Annotated in this window: 23 protein-coding genes; 8 read left to right on the forward strand and 15 right to left on the reverse strand. The window is 48.0% G+C overall.

Annotation, left to right across the window (positions count from 1 at the left end; all coding sequences use genetic code 11):
• Nucleotides 1-256: 256 nt before the first annotated feature.
• From licT to GUA98_RS13245, 3 genes are all read left to right on the forward strand, one after another.
• Nucleotides 257-1117, forward strand: a complete 861-nt coding sequence (gene licT / locus GUA98_RS13235) for a BglG family transcription antiterminator LicT (protein ID WP_153976994.1) — start codon at nucleotides 257-259, stop codon at nucleotides 1115-1117.
• A 185-nt stretch (nucleotides 1118-1302) separates the two neighbouring features.
• A complete protein-coding gene (locus GUA98_RS13240; RefSeq protein WP_193723306.1) occupies nucleotides 1303-3210 on the forward strand; it encodes a beta-glucoside-specific PTS transporter subunit IIABC in 1908 nt (635 codons plus the stop codon).
• Nucleotides 3211-3250: 40 nt separating this feature from the next.
• A complete protein-coding gene (locus GUA98_RS13245; protein ID WP_153976992.1) occupies nucleotides 3251-4660 on the forward strand; it encodes a glycoside hydrolase family 1 protein in 1410 nt (469 codons plus the stop codon).
• 98 nt (nucleotides 4661-4758) lie between these two features.
• Here the strand turns inward: GUA98_RS13245 and GUA98_RS13250 are convergent, their stop codons facing one another.
• The 8 genes from GUA98_RS13250 to GUA98_RS13285 all read right to left on the reverse strand — a co-directional run bounded on the left by GUA98_RS13250 (nucleotide 4759) and on the right by GUA98_RS13285 (nucleotide 12571).
• Nucleotides 4759-5979 carry an MFS transporter gene (locus GUA98_RS13250; protein WP_154892943.1) on the reverse strand — a complete coding sequence of 407 codons (1221 nt, stop codon included), beginning with the start codon at nucleotides 5977-5979 and terminating at the stop codon, nucleotides 4759-4761.
• 94 nt (nucleotides 5980-6073) lie between these two features.
• Nucleotides 6074-6673: a TetR/AcrR family transcriptional regulator gene (locus GUA98_RS13255; protein WP_153976990.1), complete on the reverse strand. Its 600-nt coding sequence runs from the start codon at nucleotides 6671-6673 to the stop codon at nucleotides 6074-6076.
• A gap of 113 nt (nucleotides 6674-6786) precedes the next feature.
• Nucleotides 6787-7935: a trypsin-like peptidase domain-containing protein gene (locus tag GUA98_RS13260; RefSeq protein ID WP_193723307.1), complete on the reverse strand. Its 1149-nt coding sequence runs from the start codon at nucleotides 7933-7935 to the stop codon at nucleotides 6787-6789.
• A 14-nt stretch (nucleotides 7936-7949) separates the two neighbouring features.
• A complete protein-coding gene (locus GUA98_RS13265; protein WP_193723308.1) occupies nucleotides 7950-9077 on the reverse strand; it encodes an FxLYD domain-containing protein in 1128 nt (375 codons plus the stop codon).
• A 286-nt stretch (nucleotides 9078-9363) separates the two neighbouring features.
• A complete protein-coding gene (locus GUA98_RS13270; protein WP_095361005.1) occupies nucleotides 9364-9546 on the reverse strand; it encodes a hypothetical protein in 183 nt (60 codons plus the stop codon).
• A gap of 81 nt (nucleotides 9547-9627) precedes the next feature.
• Entirely contained in the window at nucleotides 9628-9804 is a 177-nt protein-coding gene (locus GUA98_RS13275) for a hypothetical protein (protein ID WP_164764254.1), read from the reverse strand.
• A gap of 152 nt (nucleotides 9805-9956) precedes the next feature.
• Nucleotides 9957-10376 (reverse strand): VOC family protein, encoded by a 420-nt coding sequence (locus tag GUA98_RS13280; protein WP_193723438.1) that lies wholly within the window; start codon nucleotides 10374-10376, stop codon nucleotides 9957-9959.
• Nucleotides 10377-10453: 77 nt separating this feature from the next.
• Complete coding sequence (locus GUA98_RS13285) at nucleotides 10454-12571, reverse strand: penicillin-binding transpeptidase domain-containing protein (protein ID WP_193723309.1); 2118 nt, start codon at nucleotides 12569-12571, stop codon at nucleotides 10454-10456.
• A 148-nt stretch (nucleotides 12572-12719) separates the two neighbouring features.
• Here GUA98_RS13285 and GUA98_RS13290 point away from each other — a divergent pair, with 148 nt between their 5' ends.
• From GUA98_RS13290 to GUA98_RS13310, 5 genes are all read left to right on the forward strand, one after another.
• A complete protein-coding gene (locus GUA98_RS13290) occupies nucleotides 12720-13124 on the forward strand; it encodes a CBS domain-containing protein (RefSeq protein WP_153980552.1) in 405 nt (134 codons plus the stop codon).
• Between the two features lie 357 nt (nucleotides 13125-13481).
• The gene (locus GUA98_RS13295; RefSeq protein WP_193723310.1) at nucleotides 13482-15758 is read left to right on the forward strand and encodes a glycosyltransferase; all 2277 of its coding nucleotides are present in this window, start codon (nucleotides 13482-13484) and stop codon (nucleotides 15756-15758) included.
• 18 nt (nucleotides 15759-15776) lie between these two features.
• Nucleotides 15777-16937: a hypothetical protein gene (locus GUA98_RS13300; protein ID WP_193723311.1), complete on the forward strand. Its 1161-nt coding sequence runs from the start codon at nucleotides 15777-15779 to the stop codon at nucleotides 16935-16937.
• Nucleotides 16938-17042: 105 nt separating this feature from the next.
• Complete coding sequence (locus GUA98_RS13305) at nucleotides 17043-18464, forward strand: MBOAT family O-acyltransferase (RefSeq protein ID WP_193723312.1); 1422 nt, start codon at nucleotides 17043-17045, stop codon at nucleotides 18462-18464.
• Nucleotides 18465-18480: 16 nt separating this feature from the next.
• Complete coding sequence (locus GUA98_RS13310; protein WP_193723313.1) at nucleotides 18481-19692, forward strand: alginate O-acetyltransferase AlgX-related protein; 1212 nt, start codon at nucleotides 18481-18483, stop codon at nucleotides 19690-19692.
• Nucleotides 19693-19964: 272 nt separating this feature from the next.
• Here the strand turns inward: GUA98_RS13310 and GUA98_RS13315 are convergent, their stop codons facing one another.
• The 7 genes from GUA98_RS13315 to GUA98_RS13345 form a co-directional block, all read right to left on the reverse strand.
• Entirely contained in the window at nucleotides 19965-20411 is a 447-nt protein-coding gene (locus GUA98_RS13315) for a hypothetical protein (protein WP_193723314.1), read from the reverse strand.
• Nucleotides 20408-20854 carry an SMI1/KNR4 family protein gene (locus tag GUA98_RS13320; protein ID WP_193723315.1) on the reverse strand — a complete coding sequence of 149 codons (447 nt, stop codon included), beginning with the start codon at nucleotides 20852-20854 and terminating at the stop codon, nucleotides 20408-20410. Before GUA98_RS13320 ends, GUA98_RS13315 begins: the two co-directional genes overlap by 4 nt.
• Nucleotides 20855-20884: 30 nt before the next feature.
• Nucleotides 20885-21544 (reverse strand): Imm41 family immunity protein, encoded by a 660-nt coding sequence (locus tag GUA98_RS13325; RefSeq protein WP_193723316.1) that lies wholly within the window; start codon nucleotides 21542-21544, stop codon nucleotides 20885-20887.
• A 144-nt stretch (nucleotides 21545-21688) separates the two neighbouring features.
• Nucleotides 21689-22759 carry an ABC transporter permease gene (locus tag GUA98_RS13330; protein ID WP_193723317.1) on the reverse strand — a complete coding sequence of 357 codons (1071 nt, stop codon included), beginning with the start codon at nucleotides 22757-22759 and terminating at the stop codon, nucleotides 21689-21691.
• On the reverse strand, nucleotides 22756-23631 hold the full coding sequence (locus GUA98_RS13335) for an ABC transporter ATP-binding protein (RefSeq protein ID WP_193723318.1): 876 nt from the start codon (nucleotides 23629-23631) through the stop codon (nucleotides 22756-22758). Before GUA98_RS13335 ends, GUA98_RS13330 begins: the two co-directional genes overlap by 4 nt.
• The gene (locus GUA98_RS13340; protein ID WP_193723319.1) at nucleotides 23612-24466 is read right to left on the reverse strand and encodes a hypothetical protein; all 855 of its coding nucleotides are present in this window, start codon (nucleotides 24464-24466) and stop codon (nucleotides 23612-23614) included. The genes GUA98_RS13335 and GUA98_RS13340 overlap by 20 nt, the downstream gene beginning before the upstream one ends.
• Nucleotides 24441-25013 carry an RNA polymerase sigma factor gene (locus tag GUA98_RS13345; RefSeq protein WP_227779608.1) on the reverse strand — a complete coding sequence of 191 codons (573 nt, stop codon included), beginning with the start codon at nucleotides 25011-25013 and terminating at the stop codon, nucleotides 24441-24443. Before GUA98_RS13345 ends, GUA98_RS13340 begins: the two co-directional genes overlap by 26 nt.
• Nucleotides 25014-25137 lie beyond the last annotated feature (124 nt).

Genomic DNA, 25137 nt, shown 5'->3' on the forward strand with positions numbered 1-25137 from the left:
TTTTATCGTAACCCAGCCCATCGTATTCACTTCCAGCATTTCTTATTATAACAAAAATAAACATCTTTACGTCCATTTCCAAAAATGATTCTATTGTTATTCTGTTATGAAAGCGGTATAGTGTACATAATTGAAAGAAGAAGCCGCGTCTTCTTCGGGATTGTTACTGGTAAGCAGGCGATACCCAAATAAAGGCTGTGTGATAAGCCTTTGTTTGGGTTTTTTGTTATTATAAAGGCAATAGAGGTGAACAACGATGATCATTCGACAGATTTTCAACAATAATGTCATCCGGGCAGAGAACCAGGTGGGTCATGAATTTGTTGTCATTGGAAATGGTCTGGGCTTCAAGAAGAAAAATGGGCAGCCTGTTGATGAGGATAAGATCGAGAAAACCTTTGTTCTCAAATCAGATAAGATCCCCCAGAAACTGATCGACCTGATGGGTGAAACCTCCGTGGAGTATCTAACATTGGCTGACAAGATTGTAGGCTATGCCAAACGGGAAATGGGCGATATTTTTAGTGACAATATCTATATTTCCCTCATTGACCATATCCAATTTGCCATCTCACGGTACAGGAAGGCCGTCGGGCTGAAGAACTCGCTGTTATGGCAGATCAAAAAGTTTTATAAAAAGGAATTCATGATCGGGATGAATGCGCTGGAGTTGATCGATTCACAATTCGGCATACAGATGGACGAACATGAAGCCAGTTTTATCGCCATGCATTTTGTCAACGCCAGACAGGATGGTCAGGGCATGCAGCAAACGGTTGAAATTACCGAAGTGATCGATGACATATTCAACATCGTGACCAATCAATATGGCATAACCCTGGATGAAAATTCGTTTAATTACTCCAGGTTTATTACCCATTTGCAATATTTCGTCCAGCGCATGGTGAGCAATGAACAGGAACAGACGGCGTCTGGTGATAACTTTCTGTATGATCAGGTCAAAGACAAATACGGCAAGGCTTTTCAGTGTACCCAATTGATTAACCATTACCTTGAGGACAAGTTCGAAAGTGCGATGTCCATTGATGAAAAGGTGTATTTGACAATCCATATCCACCGCGTTACTTCCCGAAATGAAATGCAGGACACGAAATAAAAAAAGCTTGCAAACGATTTCGCTGTCATTTATAGTAGGTCTCACAACTTAACGACAAGGATTGTTACTGGTCAAGCAGGCGATACCTAAACGATTGGCACCCCATCCATTTTTGGATGGCCACTGCCCTCCGTTTAGGTATTTTTTTGTTTTCAGGGGCAGTTCGACCACAAAGGAGAATGAACATGGATCATAAAAAAATGGGAGATGACATCGTACGCCTCGTCGGCGGTGAAGCCAATATCAACGGACTTGTCCACTGTGCGACCCGGCTGAGGTTTAACCTCAAGGATTCCAAAAAAGCCGAGCGCGAGACGCTGGAAAAACATGATGGCGTAATTACCGTTGTGGAAAGCGGTGGACAATTTCAAGTTGTGATCGGAAGTCATGTTGCTCATGTATATGCAGAGATTATGAAGAATCGGGATTTTGGAGGTGAATCCTCCTCCACCGCAGAGACAACAGGTGGAAAAACCTCGGTCTTATCCAAAGTTTTTGAGATTATCTCGGGAAGCTTCTCTCCGTTAATTCCAGCCATGGCGGGATCAGGCATGTTGAAAGCTCTGCTGACCGTTCTAACCATGCTTGGCTGGATGTCAGACACCAGTGACACCTATCTTATTTTATCCGCTGCCGGCAATGCCGTATTTTACTTTCTGCCTATCTTCCTCGGCATTACGCTGGGCATGAAGCTGAAAGCCAATCCTTATGTCGCCGGGGTTATCGGTGCTGCCCTGCTGGAACCGAACTTTACCGGATTGATGGACAAGGGTTCCGATGTATCGTTCCTGGGCATACCTGTCGTCATGATGAACTACTCAGCCAGTGTATTTCCGATATTCATATCCATCAGCATCTATGCCCTTCTTGATAGGCTGCTGAAGAAAATCATTCTGAAGGATCTGCAATTGTTCCTGGTTCCAATGATTGCCCTCATGATTATGGTTCCTCTATCTGCGATGGCCTTTGGTCCATTTGGCACCAACGTAGGAGACTGGATTTCCTCTGGTGTAACGTGGCTCATTGACGTCAGCGGGATATTATCAGGGATTGTCCTGGGCGGATTCATGACCTTCATGGTCATCTTTGGTCTCCATTGGGGATTCACTCCAATCACGATCCAAAATATCGGGGTTGGCGGAGATCCAATCGAAGCGATGGCTGCTGCAGCCGTATTTGCCCAAATCGGTGTTGCATTCGGTATTTTCCTGAAAGCCAAAAAAGATAAAACGCTCCGCACACTTGCAGGCTCAACGAGCCTTACGGGATTGCTCGCAGGTGTGACGGAACCTATCGTTTACGGATTGGTCCTACGTTATAAACGCGTCATTCCGATCGTTGTCATCGCAGGTGCAATCGGTGGTGCCATTAATGGTCATTTTGGCGTTAAAATGACGGCATATGTGTTCCATAATATTTTTGCTATACCGGTATACACACCAACCGTAGTTTATGTCATTGCAATTGTGTGTTCCTTCGCCATTGCTGCGGTATTAACCGTCATGTTCGGATACGAGAGCAAAGCCAAGGTCAGCGTTTCAGAGGTCAAGGATGCGAATGATACAAACACAGGTGCAAATTCCGAAAGAAAAGCGGTAGAAGTTCCTGCTGCTCCAGAGGTGAAAACTGCCGAGGTCAAAAAAGAGCAAATTCATAGCCCACTTACGGGCAAAGCTGTTGCTTTGAGTACGATCAACGATCCTGCCTTTTCCACTGGTGCTATGGGCAAGGGACTAGCGATCGTTCCCGAGATTGGCGAAGTTGTTTCTCCCGTGGATGGCGTGGTCACTTCACTCTTCCCAACGGGGCATGCCATCGGGTTAACGACTGGCACCGGCACCGAGATTCTGATTCACATCGGGATCAATACCGTTGCGCTAAAAGGCAAACATTTCACGCCTGTCGTGCAGGAAGGTGACATCGTCAGACAGGGCGATCTGCTCATTCAATTTGACATCGAACAAATTAAGCAAGCCGGGTACGAAACTGTCACTCCCGTCATTGTTACCCTCACACAGCACGAGGTGGATGTATTCGAAACATCCCAGGAACATGTACAGAAAAATGATGTCCTGCTCACTCTTGTTGTCTGATCAGCTTGCTTATTCCAAACTCAACTAGGAGGAACGAACAATGAAACATACTCAACTTAAACCATTTCCCAAAGACTTCTTCTGGGGAGGTTCAACGTCAGCCTATCAAATCGAAGGAGCCTGGAATGAAGATGGCAAAGGTCCTTCCGTTATTGACATGGGAAACCATGTGGAAGGTGTAACCGACTTCAAGGTGACCAGCAATCACTATCATATGTATAAGGAGGATGTGGCCCTGCTTGCGGAGATGGGCTTCAAAGCCTATCGCTTCTCCATCGCCTGGACGCGGATCTATCCGCAAGGCGCAGGTGAAGTTAATCCCAAAGGACTTGCCTTCTATGACTCATTAATTAATGAACTGATCAAATACGGTATTGAACCAATTGTGACCATGTATCACTTTGATCTTCCTTATGCACTGGAAGAGCAAGGCGGCTGGTCCAATCGGGCCACAATCGATGCCTTTGAGCAATACGCCAGAACCCTGTACGAGAACTACGGGGACCGGGTCAAATATTGGCTGACCATTAATGAACAAAATATGCTCATCCTCCATCCTGGCTCTTTGGGCACACTGGATACCACGATGACTGATCCGCAAAAAACACTGTATCAGCAAAATCATCACATGCTCGTCGCGCAAGCCAAAGCAATGGTCCTATGCCATGAGATGCTTCCAGGTGCGAAGATCGGTCCGGCTCCCAATATTGGCGTGATCTATCCGGCGAGCTCCAGACCGGAAGATACCCTCGCGGCCGATAACTATGCAGCAATCCGCAACTGGCTCTATCTCGATATGGCCGTTTACGGTCGCTACAATCACATTGCCTGGAGTTATCTTGAAGAGAAAGGGTATACTCCGGTCATTGAGGACGGGGACATGGATATTCTGGCTCAGGGGAACCCTGATTTTATTGCTTTTAATTACTATACTTCGCAGACCGTCGGCGAAAGTCTGAATGATGGTAATGATTTCTCCCACACAGGAGATCAGCATGAAATTGTGGGTGAACCTGGTGCATACCGAGGATCTGTGAATCCAAATCTGGAGAAGACCGAGTTTGGATGGGAGATTGATCCGGTGGGCTTCCGCTCCACTCTTCGCCAGATTTATTCCCGTTATAACCTGCCATTGATCGTTACAGAGAATGGTCTGGGTGCTTTTGACAAGCTGGAAGAAGACGACGTGGTCAACGACCCTTACCGCATTGAATTTTTCAATAAACATATTGAACAGATTCAACTGGCCATCACGGATGGTGTGGATGTATTTGGTTTCTGTCCTTGGTCTGCGATCGATCTGGTGAGTACACATCAGGGGTCCAGCAAACGATATGGGTTTATCTATGTGGACCGCGAGGAATTTGATATTAAGGAGTTAAAACGTATCCGTAAACAGAGCTTCTATTGGTATCAAAAGCTAATTGAGACCAACGGTGAAGTCCGTTAATCATACAAATCCAAAAAATAAAACCAGTCGATTACACAATGTATCATGTGTAACCGACTGGTTTTTTAAGCTTTACATCGTATTGTTATGAATTGTGACTACATTTCCGTCTTCGCTTGCCCTGCCGGTCTAACCCCTCTGAGAACCCGGAGGGATAACAGGAAGCAGATGGCCAGAACAGCAGCAGCTGAAACATACGGATAGTTGATATTTACATCGAACAAGGCGCCAGCCACAATCGGACCTGCGATATTGCCCAAGCTTGTGTAGGCGGAGTTCAATCCAGCCACGAAACCTTGCTGTTCCTCTGCCAGTTTGGACATCTGCGTGCTGATGGCAGGACGCAAAATATCCATACCCAGGAATACAATAAAGGTGACCACCAGGATGAGCCAGTACGTGTGCACAAACAGGGTTAGCAGTACAAACACCGCCACGAAGAACAGACATACCGAAATCACTTTCTTCTCCCCAAACTTGTTCAGCAGCCATCCGATCAAGGATACCTGCACGACTGCACCCGCGATCGAGCCAAATGTAATGATGAATGCAATATCCTTAGTTGTGAAACCAAATTTGTGATCCACAAACAGAGAGAATACGGTCTCATAGTTAGCCAGGCCAAACGCCATGACAAATACGATAATCAGACTGAAGAAGTAAGGTTCCCGGTAGGAATTCAGCAGCTGGGATACCATTCCCGGCGTTTTGGCTTTTGCTGCACCAGTAGCGGGTTTACTTGCTTCTCCAGTGCTTCTTGTTGACTCCGGCAGGATAATCAGGGTAATAATGGCTGCCAGCAATCCGGCAACCCCTGCCGCATAAAATGGAATCCGAATACCGAAATCCGCGATATATCCACCGATTCCCGGCCCAATGATGAATCCGGTCGTAATGGCTGCATTAATCAATCCCATACCCTTACCGCGCTCTTCTTCCGTTGTAATATCTGCGGTGTAGGCCATAATGGAAGGGAAAATCATTGCTGCACCGACCCCGCCGAGCATCCGGGCTGCGAAGAGCAGCACGGGGGCATTGACCGCACCAAACATGAATTCCGATACGGCAAAAATCAGCATACCGCCGACAATGATCTTTTTGCGACCGAATGAATCGGACCACCTGCCCGCTACTGGAGAAAATAGAAACTGGGTAAAGGAAAATGCCGCGACCAGCAAACCAACTGTGAACCCAGTGATATGCAGCAGATCCATGTACGCAGGCATGATTGGTACGACCAAGCCAATACCTGTAAATACGAGAAAAATATTAAACATCAACAGCAGGAGCGCGCCCCTGTTTCTTGTTAGTAATGCCATGATTGTATCCTCCGTAAATTGTCAAAATGTTGCTGTTTATATAGATGAGCAAACGTATTGCTTCATGGGTGCCCGTGGGTGTGTTCAATCCATCTTAAGCCTTGGTTATGGAGATTCCATATAAGAATACATTTGCTGCTTGGCGATATAAAGCCACGGCCTCTTCTGACTTCATCCCGCGAGACAATTGGCTAAGTCCAATAATGGCACTTTCCAGAATCAACGCCAGATGATCGACATTGTCTTCCTTAAACTCACCGTTCTCAATGCCCTGCTGAACCAGTTGTCTGTTGAACTGGATATGCCGCTCGAACATCAAGGCAATGCGCTCCTCAATATCATTCTCTTTCTTTTCCCCCGTGAAAAACTCATCGGCTGCCTTCGTCAGCGGGTGATTCATGTCATCCAGAACAAGCTGCTCCATCAGTCCATGGATTTTCTCCGTAGATGTCTTGTAGAGATGTTCCTTGGAAGCCCAGTTCTCTTCCCACTCCCGATCCCACTCATCAATCAGATAGAGAAAGAGGCCTTCCTTGCTTTTAAAATGGTAATAAATATTTCCTTTGCTGCTGCCAGTCGCAGCCACAATATCTTCAATGGACGTCGCTTTATAGCCTTTTTGTACAAAAAGAGCTCTTGAGGCATCCGCAAGTTTTTTCTTGGTCTGCTCGGTTTGAAGTTGCTTTTTGTTCATCCCATCACTCTCTCTCTTACATACTGAACATTCGTTCTGTATTTTAACAGATCACTGGAAGTTTAGCAATACAAAAGGAGAATGGCCCGGGTGCCGATTCTCCTTGAATTAAATTATTTAATCTTTTTTCCTTGACCGTGCAATATTTTCAACTGACCATTCTCGTAACCGAGCTGATACGTAACCTTGTACTTCGAGGTCACATATTCGCTGTCTCTGCGTTCATCCGCCGTAATGGTAGCCGTAACCTCCATCTCATCATTCCCATTATTGGAGGAAGAAATTCCGCTAATCGTTACATAGCTTGTATTCAGGTATCCTTCGCGAAACTTGGCATAACTCGTACCGCTCTGCCATTCACTGCCCAGCAATGCATAAGCGGTAACGTAATCACTCTCGTTCAGACTCAGATAGAAGCTGGTCACCAATCCCTCTGCTTCGGCAGAGGTTCCTGATGCTGCCTTGTTACCTCCACCATTCGTCTGTACCACCGTTGTCGTGTTGGGCTTCTCGGACCAGGCCTGCACCTGTTTCAGTACACTGGTGATCGGAATGCTGAAACCAATGCCGCCCTCCTGCTCCACAACAGCCGAATTAATGCCGAGTACTTCACCTGTCTCTGCGTGGATTAACGGTCCCCCGCTGTTGCCATGGGTTATGGGAGCCGAGATCTGATACAGGTTACTATAAATGTAAGGCGGAATTTCGAAGCTCCGGCCCACACCGCTAATAATGCCTGTGGTCACCGTATTTTCGAGCCCCAGCGGACTCCCCAGTGCCAGTACCTCGTCTCCGGTCTCGGCTTTGGATTTGGCAATGGTTAGCGGTGTCAGCTTCTGTAAACCAGGCACTCGGACAACAGCCACATCCGTCTCTTCCCCAATTCCAATCACTGTTCCTTGAAATTCCTCATGGTTAAGTGTGCGGACCGTTACCTCTTTGGAGCCTTCCACCACATGCGCGTTGGTTATCACATCGCCTTTGTCGTTGTAGAGAAAGCCCGAACCCAGCCCGATGCCGCTCTCAATCGTGACTACCTTCTTCTGGCTATCTTCAATGATCTGTTTGCGTGTCTTCTTCACATTGGAATCGGAAGCTGTCTTCGCTGTTGTCGTTTCTGCTTCCTGCGCTGCGACGACAGCCAGTCTGGGGCCACCCTGCAGCTGCTTCTCCGAATGCTGATGTATCCAGAACACGCCTCCTGCTCCGGCACCAATAATGATGGCACAGGATATGATCGTACTCCATGTTCGTTTGGCCATTCCAACCTGTCCTCCTATTCCAGATACCACGTTGCATTCACAACAGAGACCTGCGCTTCCTCGTACACACCATAATAGTAGGTTTCGAAGAAACCTTCTTCGCCCACTTCCAGCCAGCTTGGATACACATCAACATAGGTCTGACCCAGATAGGTGCCATCTGTTCCATAGATATCAACCATAATCGTAACGGACGAGATCGGTCTCGTCGCATTGTTTATGATTGAACCGCTAATGTACAGGTCTCCATAGTTATCTAGTGCCGCATCCACGTTTACGACGCTAACGGCCGCCGTCCGATTTTTCAAATCCTCTTCGGCCGCCTGCTGCTCAGCCAACTGGATCCGTTCCGCTTCCGCTTTCTCAAACGCCTTTTTCTCACTCAGCACCCGCTCCCGGTATGCGGTAAGTTTGTCATCCTCCGGTGCGTACGACAGTCCTTGATCCACGGTCTGCAGGGCAGCCGTGAAATCCTTTTTCTTCACTTGCTGTTCAGCCTGCTTATAACTAATCCCTGCCAGCTTGTCGATAATTTGTTTCTGCACGGCCTGGGCTTCATTGCCTTTCAGCTTCGACACCGTATCCAGCTTCTCCGCAAGAGCCTCTACAGTGGTCAATCCATCGATTTCCTTCTTCACTTTCAATACGGAAAGTGTGACCTTTCTGTTGTTCAATGCGGCTCGTACCTTGCCAAAAACGGGTTCCTCCCGCTCTTTCAGTTCTTTGGTTACCGCCTGTATGGTTTTATCCCCTGCAGACAGCTTACCTGTCTTCAAACTTACCGCTGCTTTATCTAACTGATTCATCAGATTGTATGCTTTCGCCGTAATCTGGCGATCCTGCATCAGCGCTTCGTAGTTCGGACGTTTGGCGATAGCCGTGTCCAGCAGCTGCAGAGCTTCTGCATATTTCCCATCCAGCGCAGCTTTTTCCGCTTGTTGGTGCAGCGATTGTACCTCTGCATTCACACGACTTTCCTGGTTGTAATAATACGTCAGCAGGGCTCCCATTAACGCTGCCAACAGCAATGGGATGATCCAGCTGAATGCTCGCCCCGGACCTTTGTGGCTCTGCTGGGGTGCAGGCTGCTGTTGTCTCGATAACGAATGATCGGTGTTTCCCGTTCCGGTCTCCAGACCCACTGCGGTTTCCGCCCAAATCTGTTCCTCTGTAGAGCTTGGATCTAATAACTTTGTTCTACACTTTCTGCATGTGCTATCCCCCGGACTGCTTTTGGTCCCACATACGTGACAATACACCCTGATCCCTCCATCAAAAAGAACGTATGTATGTTTGCTGTTTTTACATGAATCGACACTTATCATATAGCAAAAAGGTAAAATACACCATATGTTATTCTGATGTAAATGGTGCCTTGCAGGTGGACATAAAAAAAGGGATACCTCCTCCACGGTACCCCTTTGCAATTCACCCCTGTTGTCCTGCACGTACCCGAATGTTGCCCAGTTCATTCGCATTGATGGCAAATGCATTTCCGCCCTGTCCAACAGAAGCTTTGGCCGACTGACGAGCCTGGAATTTCAAACGGCTTTTGTCCACCTCTACCCGGTTAACCTGTTTCGCATGCTTCTGTCTCTTTCGTGTGCTCATCGTACCATCCCCCTATGATGATATATCCCCTAATGTTACGCTGCTCCGGATCTACTCATTAATACTCCCCGAGTGACCCGTTTATCTTTTGCTTGATGAACGCCGGCCCTTCTGCTTCTTGATCTGTATATTTACAGCGTTACTTGCGAGCACATTGCCTGTCTCGGCATACCCTTTGGCGGTTTGGTGGATCTGAATGACAATATACTGCCTTTTCCCCACACGGTAACGATAACTTTTCACGTTTGAACGAGTCATGGCCATCTCCCTGTCAATCGTTTTTCAAACCTGCGTTATCCTATTCATGTCCATATCGATCTGGATGTGTGAATGTGTAGTTTTATAGAAATAGACAAAAAACCTCCCTACTATATCGTAGGAAGGCGTGATCTATCCAGGTATGTTCTACTCTACTCTTGTGTTGGAAATGCGCTAAGGTCCATATAGGTAACTTCCCAGAGGTGATCATCCGGATCCTGAAAGCTCCATCCGTACATGAATCCATGATCCTGAGGATCATTATAGGGCTTGCCGCCAGCATCCAGAGCAGCTTGCACGATGGTATCCACCTCTTCGCGGCTATCCACCGATAAGGCTACAATGACTTCTGCCGTACTCGCCGCATTCGAGATGTCTTTTGAAATAAAGGATTGGAACCGTTCCTCCACCAGCAGCATGGCATAAATGTTGTCCCCAATGATCATGCAGGTAGCAGATTCATCTGTAAAATTCGCATCAAACTCAAATCCTACGTTGGTAAAAAAATCAACCGATTTCTTCAAATCCTTGACAGGTAAATTGACAAAAATCTGCTTGGCGCGAACAGCCACCATCGACCACCTCAATCCAATAGAGTAGATTCTACCACAAAATAACATTTCGGATAGTGCCTGTCAACGACAAGGTTTTACAGAGTCGAATCCAGCTTTTCCAGGAAAGGCTTGAGCTTATCCACCACATAGTGGCTGCCGCCCCGGCCATTCACGCCTTCAATAACCGCCGAGATCAGGAAGCTGGGCGATTGCGTGTCAAACACAACAACGAATCCGTTCTCCAGGCCATTTTCGCCCTTTTTCGCCTTCAGCTCGGCTGTTCCGGTCTTGGCTGCCAGCTCCCCTGGAAGCGAGTTCAGTGCGTGAGCCGTTCCTCCCGAACGAGACACCACCTGAACCAAAGCATCCTTGACCGTGTTCGCAGCCTCAGGAGTAATAATCACCTCGGGTTCAGAGGTTTCTTTCCCTTCGATCAGAACAGGCTTCACCATTTTTCCTTCATTAATAAAAGGAGTGAAGGACGATGCCAGATGGATTGGCGACATCAGCATTTCGCCCTGTCCATAGGACGTGTCGGCAAGCAATACCTCGGAGGCCAAATCCAGATTCGCTTCATTCGCGTATTGACTCGGCTTCAAATACAGTTCATCCAGGCCGAAGTTATCTCCAAAACCAAACTTCTGGATTCCTTCTATAAACCGTTTGCTGCCCATCTCCAGCGCTTCTTGAGCAAAGTAAATATTATCCGAATAGACCAGTGCATCAACCATATTTACCGGAGTTAAACTCTTCACCCGCTTGACATAATATCCGCCCCAGCTCTCATCCTTGCGCCATTGCAGACCGGAGATCTCATGGGTTTTATCCGCCGTTGTGACCTTTTCCATTAGTCCCGCTGCTGCCGTAATCGCTTTGAAGGTTGAACCTGGTGCATACCGATTGGTGAATCGATTGATAAAAGGAAGCCGTTCATCTGCTGAATACGCGTCCCACTCCGCCTGAGTGAGTCCTGTGACCATTTTGTTCGGGTTGTAGGCAGGTGCACTGGCCAGGGCAAGCAGATGCCCATCGGCCGGATTCATAAGCACGGCCGCTCCTGCATCTCCGTCACTCGATAACGCCTTATACAGCTCCGACTGCGTCTCCGCGCTGATGGTCAACTGCACTTTTTGCCCGTTTACCGCGTCCTTGCGAATAAGCTCCGAGAGGACCTTGCCGGCTTCGTCCGTGATTTCGATTACGCCCCCACGCTCGCCGCGGAGCTGCTTCTCCATTGACTGCTCCAGTCCGGCTCTTCCGATCCAATCCTCGGCACGGTAGTATCCTTCCGTATCCTTCTCCAGATCTTCCTGAGTCACCTTGCGCACATAACCAATCAGATGCGCAGCCGATGCACCAAGCGGATAATAGCGGATTTCCTTGGACTGCAGCTTCACCCCACTTAATTGTTCAGGAATATTGTAATCCTCAGTTGAACCGATGGGGACAAAATACTCCGGCTTCACCCACTTTTGGGACAGGGCGTTGTTGATCACATCTTCTGACACCTTATAATGCTTCGCAATTCGGGCAATCATGGCATCCGGGTTGTCACCCAGCTTCTCCGGCACGATGCCCCACTCGTTCACCGTTCCCTTGGTAGCGAGAGGCAAACCGTCCCGGTCCACGATATCACCGCGTTCCGGCAGGAGTGTCCTCACCCTGACTTTGCTTCCTTGAATCATGTCGCTCAGGATCATGGAAGGCTGCCAGTTAATCCGCCACACTTTCGTGCCGTCCTCGGTTTCCTGCCGAACAAGCTTGAGTGTCTGTGTTTCGTTTACTTCCCCAAGGAAGGTTGTTAGCTGCAATTGATAATCCACTTCATAGGCATCCGGGTTCTGCTCCGGTTTGCCCGTGTTCGGTTCCCCTTTGTCCTGATTCTCTGATGTACTGCCACTTTCCGCCGTGTCCGTTACCTTGGGCTTCACTTCCGCCTTCACGGCTGAGACCTCCATTCCCGAATAGATGGCACTGTACTTCTCTACAAACTGTTCCCGGTTCATCCCGGACTCATCCAGCGACGCTGGCGTCATTAATGAATATAGCTGATCAAATTCCTGCTTCTGCAGATGCTGTATGTATTGGTCTACGGTTGCCTCCGGTTTCGCTTCCTCTGCCTTGCTGCTTTGCATGTATAAATACGCTCCAATTCCGCCAGCAAACAGAAGGGGGAGTAAGCCATATATGATTTTTCGTTTTGATTTTTTCATAGTCAGATCACCTCTACTATATACTATAGATTTCCAGAGCCCCTGAAACAATGGAACAAATCTGACGAATTTATCATTAAAAATAGCCGAATGCTCACATAATATGTTTAAATAAGGAGAGTGAAACTACAGGCAAAGGAGCCCGATGATGGAAATCAGCTATTTTTTACTCCCCAAAGACGAAGTGGCTTATATCAAGTCCTCCGCTTCCATGAAGGAAGCACTCGAACAGCTTGAAGCACAGCATTATACCGCCATTCCCGTGATTGATCAGGACGGAAAATATGTTGCGACCCTGTCCGAAGGCGATTTGTTATGGAAAATGCGGAGCACCCCCGGACTGACGTTTGATAACATGGATCAGGTTCAGGTGAATGAGATCAGCAACCGGGTATATAATGAATGCGTCTTCATCAAAGCTGAAATGGAGGATATGCTGACGCTGGCAGCGGACCAGAATTTCGTGCCTGTCGTGGACGTGGACCGCGTCTTTCTTGGCATTATCCGGCGCAAGGATATTATTGAGTATTACACCCGCAATATTTCTGATTAATGTAATGTGATGCCACCTGCAGTTTTCCCTGCAGACAGATGTAAAAAAGGCGAGCGCCCCTGCTCGCTTTTTTTTGTTGCTCCAAACCTTCCTATTTCTTCCTCATCATCTCTTCTGTCACTTCGTTCTCAAGCTATTTTAGGATCAGAATACAACAAACATATTGCGCATTATTCGACAAATAACTACAATAATTATCACCATACGACATATTCAAGGGGATAAATCGCGTTTTTTTAACATTACACAGCGAGGGTCCTAGTGTTTTTTTCAGAATTTGTTCAGAATGCTTTAGTACAATAAGCTCGTCCTTTTCAGTGCAGCTCCATTTCAGAATCATCAGAGAGAGGTATTCCATTGAATTATTTAAGTACACGCAACAAGATTCTGGTCACAGCTACGGTGATCATGTCTTGTATTTACGTCATTTGGCGTACGTTCTTCACCATTCCTTTCGGCCATGGCCCTCTCGCCGTGACCGCTGGTCTTGCCCTCCTTATTGTTGAACTCATCGGCATGTTCGAACTGGCCGTCCACTTTTACAATATGACCCGGCTTGAATATCCTGAGCTTCCCGTAGTAGACGAGGCGTTATATCCGGATGTGGATGTCTTTATTGCGACCTACAATGAACCCACTTCCCTGCTCTTCAAAACGATTAACGGCTGTCTCAATATGGATTATCCGGACCGTTCCAAAGTACATATCCATCTGTGTGACGATTCCAATCGTCCCGAGATGCGGAAGCTTGCCGCCCATCTGGGCATTAACTACCTGACCCGGACTGAGCACAAACATGCCAAGGCCGGTAATCTCAACAACGCCATGAAACATACTTCTTCCCCCCTGATCGTCACCTTTGATGCCGACATGATTCCGAAGCATGATTTTCTGACGTCCTGTGTGCCGTATTTTCTGACAGGAGAAAAGATCGGTTTCGTGCAGACACCGCAAAGCTTCTACAATCCCGATCAATTCCAGTACAATCTGTACTCCGAGAACCGGATTCCGAATGAGCAGGATTATTTCTACCGTGACGTTCAGGTCGGACGCAACAAATCCAATTCCGTGATCTACGGTGGAACCAATACGGTGCTCTCCAGACAGGCATTGGAAGACGTTGGTGGATTCTATACCGGTTCCATTACGGAGGATTTTGCAACAGGCATCGAAATGCAGAGCAAAGGGTATCGCTGCTTCGCAACCAATAAGGTACTGGCATCCGGGCTTGCCCCAGGGGACTTGAAGAGCTTAATCAAGCAGCGTCAGCGCTGGGCACGCGGTTGTATCCAGACAGGTAAGAAGATGAATCTGCTGTTCAAGAAAGGTTTGAGTTTTGCCCAAAAATTAAATTATATCTCTTCCATAACCTATTGGTATTCCGGGCTGAAGAGATTGCTGTATATCATGTCGCCGATCCTGTTTGCCGTCTTCGGCATTCTTGTTGTGAAATGCACCATACTTGAAATTTTAATATTTTGGCTGCCGATGTATCTCCTGACCAATACCTGTCTGCGCATGCTGTCGGGCAATATTCGAACAACCAAATGGACCAATGTCTATGAAACCATCCTGTTCCCGTCCCTGCTGCCTGCTGTCATTCTGGAGACGCTTGGCATTACGATGAACAGATTCGTCGTTACCCGCAAGGACGGTGCGCAAAATGATGATCGTAACTATCAGATCAAACAAATGATTCCCCATCTGATTCTGGCTGTCCTATCCATCATCGGTATCGTGAACTGCATTCACTGGACGTTTAGTCAGGGCACCATCGGTTTTCTGGTCGTGCTGTACTGGCTGCTGATCAACTTCTATAACATCATGATGTCCATCTTCTTCCTGGCCGGACGTAAAGTGTTCCGAAACCATGAGCGCTCACTCGCTTCTGTGGACTGCACGATTACGACCGAAGGCGAGACGATCTCCTGTATGACTCATGATCTCTCGGAAGGCGGAATATCCGTGATGCTCGAAATGCCCAAATATATTCCGAGTGATATGGAGGTTGGCATCAAGCTGGTTAACGATCGATATGCAAGTGAATTTACAGGCAAGGTCGCTCACGTTGCATCCATCGGCGATCGCTGGAAATATGCTTTTATCGTCAAGGAAATTACAGAAGAGCAGCAGCGGCAGCTGCTGCACATTATCTATGACCGCGAGCCCACGCTTCCTCAGAAGCTGGACAAGGATATCAGTACGTTCGAGGACATTCGCCTGAACTTTGTGCGCCGGGGGCAGAGTGAGTTTATGTCCAACCGGAAGCTGGCACGTATTGCAGTCAACCGTACAGTGGACACGCCAATGCATGGAGCTGTTACCCTGCTTGATTTCAACTATGAATATGTTCTGCTGGAGACATCTCGCCAAGAATTGAGCTATGAGATCAATCTGCCCATTAGCGACGACCTGACACTGAAGTGTGTATGGGTACAATCCCTGCGGAACAAACGAGGTAACCTGTACCGGGTGAGCAACATCCAGGACATTGCCCGTAATCATCAGATGCAAACTCTCGAGGCTTTGTTTACGCAGTGGAACAGGGAGCAGCGGCAAACAGGTCGGCCAATTGTCATATCCAAAAACAAAAATGTCTCGAAGGATGAACTCAACGAGATGGCTTATTTATAGAGCGGAGGCAAGGTACACATGATCAAGAAGTGGAAACAGCTTATACTTGCCGCCAGTTTCGCTGCATTATGGAGCCTGCTTCCAGTCCAGGCTGTTCAAGCAGAACAGCTTAAGCTGAGCGGAAGTACGCTTCGTGAATGGAATAACGGAACCCAAGTAGATACCCATATGGATAAGAACGGCAGTATACAGATTCAAACCTCTACCGAGGGACTCAAAAAAGGCTATTATTCTGCTTACATCTATGAACTGCGGAACAGAGACTGGTCAAGCTACGGTGCGCTGACCTTCTCCATTCGCAACGAATCCGAGATGACATTACCATTCAATGTCGTTATCACCCGGGCTGATCAGAGCTCGCTTACCATAGCAGATAACCGAAATGTCATCGTCGTTCCGAAGGCAACCAAGGAAGCCACGTTGGTTCACCCTACCGCAGGTCTGATTGAACTGGAGCCAGGCTTTGTCGGACAGATCCGCATCCCTTTCTCCAGTCTGATGGTTCAGGACAAGGCTAAGACGGCAGGTCAGGTCAAGCTGGGCAAAATCACCGGCTGGGGCATTACGACGACCACCACCGAGAATGCCAAGCTAAACGTACGGGTCGGAAACATCAAGCCGGTATCCCGGAAGCAAGCCGCTGCAGAGAATGAGCTAACCACGCTGCAGATCACGGGAGAAGAACGAATGATGAAGCCAGAGGCTGGTGAATCGATTGCACAATATGAAGTTCACTCTTCTTCCAGCAAAGGAATTTCAAAAGCATCCTTTCAACTGGATAGTCCTGTGCAAGGGGCATCCATTACACCGGATGGCTTGCTCACACTCCAGACTGCCGTTCAACCTGAAAGTCTCACCATACGTGCACTGGTGAACGGAAAATGGAACCTGACCTATACCGTTATGATGGACCAATCGACAGCCATGAATGTACAGGAGAAGGATGGGACGAAGCGCGCCATTCCGTCTCCTGATCAGGTAACCAAGGTGGTAAACCCCACCGATCCACTGATGGAACCGTGGATGGAATGGCTCATCCGCATCATCCTGTCGGCAGCCGGTATCCTCACGCTTGCAGCCTACGGAATTTGGCGGCGTAAAGGCAGAAACACAGCTCGCGCCCAAAAAAGGCGTTCCCGCCGCGAGCAGCGCCGGGCAAGACGTCCATTCAGCATGTAGCTGAACAAAGGCAGACTATGCCATATCCCTGGATGCGGCATAGTCTGTCTCTACTTTGCGTGAATGCACGCTGTATTCTTATATGATCCTCAAGGAGGAAAGGCAGTGCTCTTTTCCAGTGTCGTTTTTTTATTTTATTTTCTACCGCTTGTACTGGGGCTCTATTACGTACTGAGATTTTCGGTCACGCTCAAAAATATGCTGCTGCTTGTCGCAAGTTTATTCTTCTATGCTTGGGGTGAACCCTGGTTCGTACTGATCATGCTCGCCTCCATCTGTTTCAACTATGTCTTCGCTCTGCTCGTGGACAAGTTCAGGGAAAGGCGCAATGCAGCCTACACCATCATTACGATGATGCTGATCGTCAACCTCGGCATGCTGTTTGTGTTCAAATATCTGGCTTTTGCGCTGCGCATTGTGAATGAAAATACGAGCTTCGGACTCAGCATTCCGAACATTGCACTGCCGCTGGGTATCTCCTTCTTCACCTTCCACGGCATCTCTTACGTCATCGATGTCTATCGGGGACACGGCGCTGTACAGAAAAATCTCTTTTACGTCGCATTGTACATCTCCTTTTTCCCTCAGCTCGTTGCCGGACCGATTCTGCGGTACAACACGATTGCGGATCAGATGGTGAACCGGAAGGAGAGCTGGGACAAGTTCGCGCTAGGCTGCTGCAGGTTCATTGTGGGCCTGGGCAAAAAGGTGCTGCTATCGAACAGTATGGCTATTGTCGCCGATCACATCTTCAGCATGGCGGGCACATCTGAAGTGTCCTCCAGTTTGGCGTGGCTTGGGGCGATTGCCTATACGCTGCAGATTTATTTCGACTTCTCCGGGTATTCCGACATGGCCATTGGTCTGGCATTGATGTTCGGCTTCAAGTTCGAGGAGAACTTCCGATATCCGTACATCTCCAGATCCATCACCGAATTCTGGCGCCGCTGGCATATCTCGCTCGGTACCTGGTTCAAGGAATATGTATACTTCCCGCTGGGGGGTTCCCGCGTTACCAATAAGGACAAAATGATTCGCAACCTGCTGATCGTCTGGGGACTTACCGGCGTATGGCATGGAGCGGAGTGGACTTTCGTCGTGTGGGGGTTAATTAACTTCGCGTTCATCGCGCTGGAGAAAATCTTCAGCTTTGACAAAGGAACACGCTTCATCCCGCTGCGGCATCTCTACGCCATGTTAATCGTTGTGATTGGCTGGGTGATCTTCCGGTCGCCCGATCTTCTGCAGGCAGGTCACTATCTGGGCAATATGTTTGGACTGTACGGCAATGGATTCTGGAGCGATACAACAGGGATGTTCCTCAAGGAATATGCATTCTTCTTCATTCTGGGTATTCTCTTCTGCATGCCGATTGCCACCCGGATGAACAAACTCATGGTCGATGGCGCACGCTTCCGCAAACCGCTGGAGCTGGTCTATCCGCTGACGATCATTGTATTATTCCTGGTCTGCGTATCGTATCTGGTCAAGGGTACATATAATCCATTTATCTATTTTAATTTCTGAGAGAAGGCACACAAGCATGCATAACTTTCTTGCCAAAAAGAGAATCACCGCTTTCCTCTTCATTCTCGTGCTGGTGACGCTCTCTGTTCTGAATATCCTTCAGTCCTTCGGCCCGATCAAACAAACACTGGCCTCCGGAGACTACGATATCTCCGAAACCAAAGGACTGATCCACCAGCTGGATGCGGACATTAATGATCATGTGTTCGAGAAGTTTGGTTTCGTGGAAGCCTACGGATACTTGCAATCCCTGATGTGGAAAAACGAGGAGAACAATTTCGAGGTTGTCAGAGACATGGAGGGCAAACTGCACTATACCTATTTTGCCACCGGGCCAACGTACACGAAGGATCTGTCCGACCGGGTTGCTGCGCTTGGAGCGCATTTGGATCCACAAACGAAGCTGACCTATGTCATGACGCCGGACAAATACGTGCGTGGCTATACCACATTCCCGGAAGGCATTCCGTACAACTATAACAATGAGACTGCAGACGGCTTCCTAGCCAATCTGAGACAGGACGGAATTGATACCCTTGATCTGCGGGAGGGTTTGCTGGAGAGCGGCATTCCGCCGGAGGATCTGTTCTTTACAACCGACCATCACTGGAAAATCAGGACAGCGTTCTGGGCCTTCGGCCAGCTCGTGAATCATATGGACGGCATGTACACGAAGTCGCTGGACCCGGATCATTATTTCACAGACATTCATAACTACAATGTGATTCCATATGAAGACATCTTTATCGGATCACAGGGCCGCAAGGCTGGTAAATACTTCGCGGGAGCAGATGACTTCGACCTGATCTATCCGAAGTTCAAGACGAACTATTCCTTCTACTTCAAGACAGGTGAAACCGAAGCTGCACTTAACGGACGCTTCGAGGATGCGCTGCTCACCACCTACCCGCTCAATGTGGAGGGAGCTACATATGATCTGACTGCGGACAAGTATTTCACGTACCTGTACGGGAATCAGGGGATGGTTCATGTAGTGAACAAAGACAACCCGAATGGTCTGAAGGTCATGTTCATCAAGGACTCCCTCGCCGTGCCGATGATCACTTTCCTGTCCACGGTTGTGTCCGAAATCTACGTCATCGATCCGAGGTATTACACCGAGGACATTATGGATTTTGCCAGCAAGACGGAGCTGGATCATGTCTTTGTATCGATCTCGCCACAGGACCTGGTGGAAGAATTCTTCCCTTACGGGGCGAACAATTAAGTCAGTGAAGGATCATACGATGCCACTACAGTTGTAGAACAATCTTCCGATCACTGTTATCCCCAAATTTCCTTGAACATTTTATTGAAGGAAGAAATCCGGTGATAAAGGTGAAGCGTATGCTTCCGAAGTAGCTTTCTTTCAGAAAGCTTTTAGCTTCGCTTCTTCAGATTCGTTCTACCCCCTCCGTTCCAGTATGATCAAAAGGGTAACCCAAGGCCAAACATGATTTGGCAGACAGGGTACCCTTTTCTTTTTGTTATTCGGTAGAATCAGTTTCGTTCACGCTTCATCTTCTCTTCCTTGTAATAGTGCAGCACGTCAGGCGGGCAGCCTTGAAATGCACGTTCCTTGCCATACTCATAGGCCTGATGCAGATAAGAATACGCCTCGTCATGCTGTTCCAGCCTCATGCAGACGGTCCCGAGCTCAATGAGCGGGCCCGTATTTATATCCGATCCTCTTGTTTGCAGCGATAATTCCGCCCAGGGCTTCGCCAGCGCATACTGTCCCAAGTCCATATGTGCATTCGCATAACAGGATGCAATCCAGCTCGCTATTTCCCAATCGGTCTTCGGCTCAGGCAGCATCCCCCAGGCCTGATCATAATAGATCAGTGCCTGTTCATGCTGCTGCGTGTCGTCCAGCACATTGCCTGCTTCAACGGTTTCCATAATCTGTTTCTCCAGTTCGGGATGTTCCGCTGTCAATTCCTTCATAGCGCCCTCTCCTCCAGTTCGAAATACCATTCCAGAAATGTATTAAAATCAGGCCATTCCGGGCGGCTCTCCCCGCTCAAGAAAAGTTCAATCGACTCACCAAGCTCTACCAGCACCACTTCACCGGTTTGCCGGTTATAGAAAAATCCTCCCTCCCCTTCAAAGCTATCCAGCGGTATGTAAGCTTCAGGCAATCCGAGGGTGAGCTGGGCCACCGTCATGTCTTCCAAATACACGGTATTCTCCATGACCCAGCAGATCTGATAGATCTCCTGATGCCTGCTATAGAACGTCGGGCCATCATCTGCATGCAGATAAAACTGGGCAAAATCTGACTGAAAATCAATATTCAGCTTCTGCAGTGCTTCCTCATACTCCTTCGGTACATCTTCATGCCACCAGCCCTTACCTTGGCAAAACTCAATAACTTTACTAGATAACATATTCATCCTCCTAATCAACTGACGGCGTAATTATAATCGATTCAATGCAGAACGGTAGGGGGCATAAGTACTCATTACCCATTCATGAAATAATTGGTGAGCGCTGCTGGCATCCGGGGCATGGAAAAGATAGGTTCCTTCCACCTCCCGGCGGCTCAGTTTGGAATCAACTAAGTCTCTGTCGTCTTCTTCATTCAACATAATCTGGTACGTCCCATCCTCCTCGCGGAAGCCGAGGGCATGCACATTGGTTTCTTGTTTATAATAGCCGAGCTGCAGTATTGCTGGTTGTTCGTTAGCCACCATACCGGCGAAGGCCGGGTTCGGAAAATCCTCATCGAAACAGGATTCATCCGGGACAATTCCCTGATAAAAGCCGTTAACCACCTCGCCGAGAAGGCTCACGATGTGATGAGCATAAACGTAAGGGAAATGTTCAATTTCGTAGACATCGGAGTCCGAGTGATGCCACTGCAGGTACTCCATGATTTTGGAATAGGTGAAGCTGACGGCCCCCGCTGCTTCCCGATTCAGCGGTTGGTCCGCAGTGAGACGGGTCAGTTCCATAATACTATTCACATATCTCCAGAATAACGACTGATCAAAACGCGCTTCCTCATGAAGCATGTATATAAAGGTATTCTCTTCCGCCCGCGCGTTGCGCATGAGCTCCTGGAGCGAATGTTCCATATGATTTATACCTCCGAAACGTTTATAACCAATGTATCAAAATTGAAGAACGTTTGGAAATATCACATCCTGCTCCTTCATATAGAAGAAGCCCGCATGTCTGCGGACCCCAATTGAATATTCATCTCCCCTAGAAGGTTTCGATCAGGAAAACACCTCGCGGGTACGGAATGTACGATACATTCCAAATACAACGCCAATCGTAACTACAGCCATGACGATCATATACAAATTTAAATAGGACAGCTCCAGTCCAAATACAGAGTAACTAGCCGATGTTTGAAATAACCTCGTTACCCGCATCATGGTGCTGAATGAAAACTCCTCAATCCATTTGGCCCATCCGGGGTTGAACTTGAGCACATCGAATGCCAGATAAGGCACACCAACAATCGCAGCATTAATGACCATGGCAGCAAACGATGTTGAACTAAGCGCAGAGACAAATAAGACGATACATCCAAAGATCAGGCTGCCTGCCAAGTGGGTGACTAACTGTACTCCATAATATTGAATCGCCGATAGGTGATAGGGAGAGAACTCATAATAAAATCCCTGAAAATACATTCCAACACTCTGGAGAGGTGTATCTGCACCAGCCAAATTTCCAAACCTTAACCAGTAGATCAACAGGTTGATACCTGTAAACAATATGACGCACAGCACGACATAAAGCATGGACGCCATCAATTTAGCCAATAAAACTTGGCTTCTCCCCCGCTTGCTGCTGCGTAGTAATGCTGCGGTTCCCCGCGCATATTCTTCTGCAAATACAGGCGCCAGTCCGAGAAGAATGATGATCATCATGAAGAGCACTCCAAATTGATCAATGTACTCCAGCAGATAGCCCCATGGCTTATTGTAGTGAATCTCGGAGACGGTAACGGTTCGTTCCATGACATTCCCGCTGTCATCATATCTGGCGTAGTTTTTGATGGATTCCGGGGAGAACATCGATATTTCATAAAATACGCCATATCGAGTCTGGTTCTTTTCGTCACTGTAACCCTCGGTTTGCATCTGATCCCGTGCGGTCTGAACCTTCTCCTCCGTAATCGCTCCTTCGTAAGGCTTATAATATGCTGTACCGTTTAAGGGCCCGGAATGTCCAAAACAGGTATATAAAACAAGTAATATCAGTAGTCCGATGAGCGCGAGATAAACACTTTTACGCGTAATGATTTTGGCAAATTCATATTGGGTTAAACGAATCACGATGTCGCCTCCTCATCAAAATAGTGCATGTATACGTCTTCGAGACGAGGAGTTTCCGGTACAGCTTGCGGTACGGGCTGCTCTTTGGCCAAGATTCTGGCTACGATGCCATCCGACTGATAGGACAAGCCACTTACCTTGAAATGCGAGGTCAGCTCAGCAAGCTGCTGCTGCGTTAACGTTGCCTTCCACACACTGCCCTGCATCCTGTTCATGATCTCCTCAGGTGTGTTCCGGGTGATCAGTTGACCATCATTCATCAGAATCATTTCCTTACACGAGAACTCCAGGTCAGAAATAATATGTGTCGATAACAGAACAATCCGGTCTCTTCCCAGCTCGCCGATAATGTTACGGAACCGAATACGCTCCTTGGGATCCAGACCAGCCGTCGGTTCGTCGAGAACCAGAATGTGCGGATCATTGAGCAAGGCTTGAGCAATGCCCAGTCTCTGCCGCATGCCCCCCGAGAACGTGCGGATTTTATGCTGGGCCTGCTGTTCCAGATCCACCATTCGTAATGTCTCCTGCACGCGAACAGCAGCCTGAGGCGCACTCAGCCCTTTGAGCGAACACATGTACATGAGAAATCGGTGAGCAGTGAAACGGTTATAAAATCCGAATCGTTGCGGCATATAGCCCAGCAGACTTCGATAACGATCTCCCACCTGTTCAATCGGTTGTCCATCCAGCAAAATCTGGCCGGATGTCGGCTTGGCGATATCGACAAGCATGCGAAGCAGCGTTGTTTTGCCCGCTCCATTCGGTCCGAGCAGACCGTAAATACCACCGCTGGATAGCTCCAGCGAGAATGATTTCACGGCCCATTTGTTCCTGTATTTCTTGGATACGTTATCCATGGTCAATATCAAAGGAATAACCTCTTTCTGTTTGTGATGTATATTTACGCGTCATCTGGCGTATTTGGCTGATCAACAGCAGGATTCCGCCTATGGCAAGCACAATAAGCACTGGCGTGTGAATCGACTGTACCAGACGAATGAATCGCGGATTGCTCAATATTATCCAGATGAGTCCGAACCATCCGACCAAAAAGATGCTTACTGCTGTACCACCCCGGACACGCATGGCCAGCCACAAACTAGCTCCTGCAGCAGCCATCAGTTGGGCGTACCAGAGAGCCATGGCACTCCATGAAATGGAACCACCAGTCCCCCCGGAGATGGCCAGCATAAGCAGCAGTACAAACACCATATTTGCTGAGAGTACAACGATCAAGCGGGTGAGCATTAGCTGCTGCGATGTTATTTTGCAGGTGAGTTCCATTTCCATCAGTCCCTGATCCCGGCCTTTAAACACTTCGAGCAGCCCCAGAATAAAAGGAACAGGAACCAGAACAACCCCGCTCATATAGGGATCGATCGTGCTGTGCCCCCCTAACCAGATGCCAATGATCAGGAGCAGCGCACATGTTACCCAGTAGGATCTGTGAAAAATCGCGACCTCTCCTCGAACAACCTGGAGCAATTCTATAAACGACCTCCCAGATGATGGTTGTAGTTGTTCGTTCATTTGGTCCACCTGTCCAGGCATATATGCCTCCAGTGTCCGGATCGTCTGATCAATCTCCATCTCGGAAGGAAATTCAACCGCATATTGATCCAGATAAGGGGCAATCTCTTTGAATTCTTCCATTTCGAATTCAGTGGTGTGCTTCTTTTTATTTTGGTTTTCTGTACGTTTCATCCCGCTCACCTCCCACAATGATCTCCTTCAACTTCGCTATCCCCAAGCGTATGCGTGATTTCACCGTCGATTCGTTGGTCCCCGTCAGCTCGGCAACTTCCCTGATCTTCAGCCCGTTGTAATAATTCAGAATGACCGCGTCCCGCTGCTGATCTGGCAAACGTAACACTGCCTGCCTAACTTGGTCATTCTGAAGCCGTTTGTAGAAGATGTTCCACACGTTCTGATGCTCACTGGCAGGGAGCGCCTCTTCCGTTAACTCGCTTTCCCTCTTTTGCTGTTTGAATACGCGTCCGCGAAAATAATCCATGCAATGATTCACTGCAATTTTCAGCAGCCAGTGACTGAATTTTCCGTTATCACGGTAACTGCCGAGTGACTTCATCATTTTTACGAATACCTCTTGGGTCAGATCATAAGCGGTATGATAGTCTCCCGTTTTCCGGTACACATAAGTAAATATCGAGTGATAATGCCGCTTCACCAATACTTCCATTGCAGCCCGGCTGCCTTTGCGAATCTCATGAATCAACTCTTCATCATCCAACGCTCCCTCACCCCCTCAATTCAATTAACGATAACTTGACCATAAAAGATCAAAAATGTTTAATTCATTTATCTGGAGCTCGGCAAGTTGCCTGAACGCAACTAAATGCAGCTCTGTGTAACTA

It is taken from the genome of Paenibacillus sp. P13VS, from assembly GCF_015143645.1.
GTDB classification, from domain to species: domain Bacteria; phylum Bacillota; class Bacilli; order Paenibacillales; family Paenibacillaceae; genus Paenibacillus; species Paenibacillus xylanilyticus_A.